This window comes from Gammaproteobacteria bacterium, from assembly GCA_013214945.1.
Taxonomy (GTDB): Bacteria; Pseudomonadota; Gammaproteobacteria; order Enterobacterales; family Psychrobiaceae; genus Psychrobium.
Window position 1 is genome coordinate 1 of the sequence record JABSRT010000055.1, and the last position, 3,564, is coordinate 3,564.

Here is a 3,564-nt window from a genome sequence, read left to right on the forward strand (position 1 = left end):
ATTACCGAAAGAGATATCAGGCCGTTCACCACAGGCAGGAAAAATTGGATGTTCTCACAATCGGTTAAAGGAGCTGAGGCCAGCGCGACGCTTTATGGTATCGTGATGACTTGCCGGGCCAATGACATCAATCCATATTTCTACTTCCAGCACTTGTTCAAAACACTGCCTAATTTAGATGAACAAACCGATTTAACGGCATTGATGCCGTGGAATGTGCAGCTCGATTACACGTCAGGCTAAGCGCAACTGGTTAGTTGTGCGCTTACTTGCCAACGGTATTTCCGCTTAAAAACTTAATATACCAAGGCATCGCTTTATCAATGCCCTGCTGTATTTGATAATCAGGTCGATAACCCAGTAACTCGCTAATTTTAGAAATGTCAGCCTGAGAGTGGCGGACATCACCAGCCCTAAAATCTTGATACACAGGTTGCTTAGTATAATTAACACCGTTAACAGCTAGCGCGGCTTTAATGCTGCCATATAACTCATTAAGTGTGGTTCTATCGCCTACCGCAACATTATAAACTTGGTTTAGCCCTTGCTCTGGTGCCATAGCCGCCAAAATATTAGCTTGCACGGTATTTTCAATAAAACAAAAATCTCGGCTGGTTTCGCCATCACCATTAATGAATAACTCTTCGCCATTAATGAGCGCCGATGTCCATTTAGGAATAACAGCGGCATAAGCACCATTAGGATCTTGTCGTTTACCAAAGACATTAAAATAGCGTAAACCAACGGTATTAAAATCATAGGTTTTCTTAAATACCCCAGCATAAAGTTCATTAACATATTTTGTCACCGCGTAAGGTGACAACGGGTTACCGATGTTTTCTTCTACCTTGGGCAGTGCTGGGTGATCGCCATAGGTTGAACTAGACGCCGCATAAACAAAGTTACTCACTTGCTCATTTTTTGCCGCAGTTAACATGTTTAAAAAGCCGGTGATATTTGCCGAATTAGTTAACACCGGATCAGCGATTGAGCGCGGCACAGAACCTAACGCAGCTTGATGCAATACATAATCAACCCCACTCACCGCTTGCTGGCAATGCTCAAAGTTTCGAATATCGCCTTCAATAAAGATAAACCTAAGCCACTGCTGCTCACTAACACTGGCTTTAACTTGATCTAAATTGTGCTGATGGCCGGTTGCAAAGTTATCTAACCCGACTACTTGTTGATCTAAAAGCAGCAAGGTTTCAAGTAAGTTAGACCCAATAAAGCCAGCCACTCCAGTAACTAACCAAATTTTAGGGGTTGTGACAAGTTGATCTTGTATTTGTTGGTACCTAGACATAAAGCATCCTTTCATTATTATAAGTCTATCGCTTAGCCTACCTCACTACAGTCACAACCAAGCGCTTAATTCCAAATTAACATCCTTGCCTACATCAGCGACAATAATATTAAAAGCTTAGTCTCAAAACTAAAAATAGGCAGTCTAATCAGCACTCAAAGCGACAATAGTTCGGTGGAAAAAACTACCAAACTTAAATAGTACTTATCAGCAAGAACCGTTCTAATAATTAATGTCATCATTTAAAAATCACCTCACAGCAAGGCATGTGTAATGGCATCGTTAATAGGTGCTATTAATTTCCGGGGGAATTAGACGTCTGCGACACCCAAAACGAAAAATGGTGACCAAAGCCACCATTTTCATGCACATTAAGCGTTATATCCTTGCGGATTACTCGACTGCCACAGCCAACTGCTATTGGCCATATCCTCGATCTTGTGAGTAGCGACCCAACCAAGCTCCTGAGCAGCCTTGTCAGGATTTGCATAACAAGCAGCAATGTCGCCAGGGCGACGCTCAACCAGTTGATAAGCGATGGCATTACCACACGCTACCTCAAAAGCCTTCACCATATCAAGCACGCTATAACCCACACCAGTGCCCAAATTATAAGTAACTAAACCTGGAGAACTATTTAACTTAACCAGTGCCTTTAAATGTCCCTGGGCCAAATCCACCACATGAATATAATCACGCACGCCAGTGCCATCATGGGTATCATAATCACTGCCAAACACGCTAAGCTGCTCACGTTTGCCCACAGCCACTTGTGCGATGAAAGGCATCAAGTTATTCGGGATATCATTAGGATCCTCCCCAATCAAACCACTTTTGTGGGCCCCAACCGGATTAAAATAACGTAACACCGCAATATTCCAGCTGGAGTCCGACGCTGCTAAATCGCTAAGTACATATTCAACCATCAACTTCGATTGACCATAAGGATTGGTCGCCCCAGTTGGGAAATCTTCGGTTATTGGCAAAGAGGCAGGATCGCCATAAACGGTAGCCGACGAACTAAACACTAAGTTCTTAACGTTCGCTTTAGCCATCGCCTCACACAGTACTAATGTACCAGCGACATTGTTTTGATAATATTTAAGCGGCAAAGACACCGACTCGCCAACGGCTTTAAGCCCAGCAAAATGAATAACTGATCCAATATCATGTTTTTTAAAAATAGAATCAAGCAATGGTGCATCTAGTACATCCCCGCGATAGAAAGTCACCGATTTACCGGTAATTCCCTCAACACGACGCAACGCCTCTTCACTCGAGTTACTCAAGTTATCGAGCACCACCACTTGTTGGCCTTCATTTAACAACTCAACAATCGTGTGACTGCCAATATAACCTGCGCCACCCGTAACAAAAACAGTCATGCTTAATCCTTATCATTTAATAGAGCCACCAAGGCTATTAATCCTAAAAATAGTATAACTTACAATGGTCATTGACATTAGACATACTTAATCGAGCAAAACAATTTTATTAAGCTATACATTGCGTTCTTGTTTAACCCAATGCTTAGCCAAATCTATTCAAGACTCAATAAGAACTTGTAATACCCGTTCGCCATAATTATATTCATGCTTATTTAGCTGCTGGGCGCGTAAGTTTAAATCATCCTAATCTTCCACACACTCATTATGGTACTAATGACAGGCTGCCTCTGATCTAGTTCGAAAAGTAGTACGACGAGAGCCTAGAAAAACACCGAAAGTGCCGAGTAAATTAAGGGAAAAGATCATCACCTTTACCTGTGCTTATTTTGGCTAAGTACACGCTTCATGCTTTTTCAAATGCATAATAGCGCGTTGGCTAAAATCACTTAGCTGGCTATAGTGACCCTTGCGAATAACATTTTCTAACACGGTTAAATCAATAGTTAAGTAGTCATGCACCAAGTAATTTCGCATGTCTATGATTTTTCGCCAGTTCGATAATTCATCCGCACTAATTTGATTGTGTTCCCTGAGCAAGGAAAAAGTTTGATAGGCTTGTCCTGCTGATTCACGCACGATAGTTTTCAACCAATGCTTTGACAAACCAACACACAACTCAGTGAAAATTTGCAGTAACCGCTCAACCGCGCGATAATCACGACTGCGAAAATTATCATCAAGTAGATCTTGTCTCAACTCATCAAGTTCTGCTAAATACATCGCCCGGTGTTTATGCGTAATAACATGAAGAAGATCACCCAATAACATTCATCGAGATCGCTTTTTTTATGTTCTGTAGAACCTCGTTAA

The 3,564-nt window shown here is 41.8% G+C and carries 4 protein-coding genes; 1 reads left to right on the forward strand and 3 read right to left on the reverse strand.

The window, feature by feature from the left end; genetic code table 11:
* Nucleotides 1-243, forward strand: a 243-nt coding sequence (locus HRU23_20320) for a transposase domain-containing protein (protein NRA56484.1), incomplete at its 5' end; no start/stop codon positions are given.
* 22 nt (nt 244-265) lie between these two features.
* Here HRU23_20320 and tviC read toward each other — a convergent pair.
* The 3 genes from tviC to HRU23_20335 form a co-directional block, all read right to left on the reverse strand.
* Nucleotides 266-1,306, reverse strand: a complete 1,041-nt coding sequence (gene tviC / locus HRU23_20325; protein NRA56485.1) for a Vi polysaccharide biosynthesis UDP-N-acetylglucosaminuronic acid C-4 epimerase TviC — start codon at nt 1,304-1,306, stop codon at nt 266-268.
* A 371-nt stretch (nt 1,307-1,677) separates the two neighbouring features.
* Complete coding sequence (gene galE, locus HRU23_20330; GenBank protein ID NRA56486.1) at nt 1,678-2,691, reverse strand: UDP-glucose 4-epimerase GalE; 1,014 nt, start codon at nt 2,689-2,691, stop codon at nt 1,678-1,680.
* 393 nt (nt 2,692-3,084) lie between these two features.
* The gene (locus tag HRU23_20335) at nt 3,085-3,522 is read right to left on the reverse strand and encodes a DUF86 domain-containing protein (protein NRA56487.1); all 438 of its coding nucleotides are present in this window, start codon (nt 3,520-3,522) and stop codon (nt 3,085-3,087) included.
* Nucleotides 3,523-3,564: the final 42 nt, after the last annotated feature.

What these genes read in the sequence shown, in the direction of transcription:
- tviC (NRA56485.1), bottom strand. Translation starts at nt 1,306, where the DNA reads ATGTCTAGGTACCAACAAATACAAGATCAACTTGTCACAACCCCTAAA.
- galE (NRA56486.1), bottom strand. Translation starts at nt 2,691, where the DNA reads ATGACTGTTTTTGTTACGGGTGGCGCAGGTTATATTGGCAGTCACACG.
- HRU23_20335 (NRA56487.1), bottom strand. Translation starts at nt 3,522, where the DNA reads ATGTTATTGGGTGATCTTCTTCATGTTATTACGCATAAACACCGGGCG.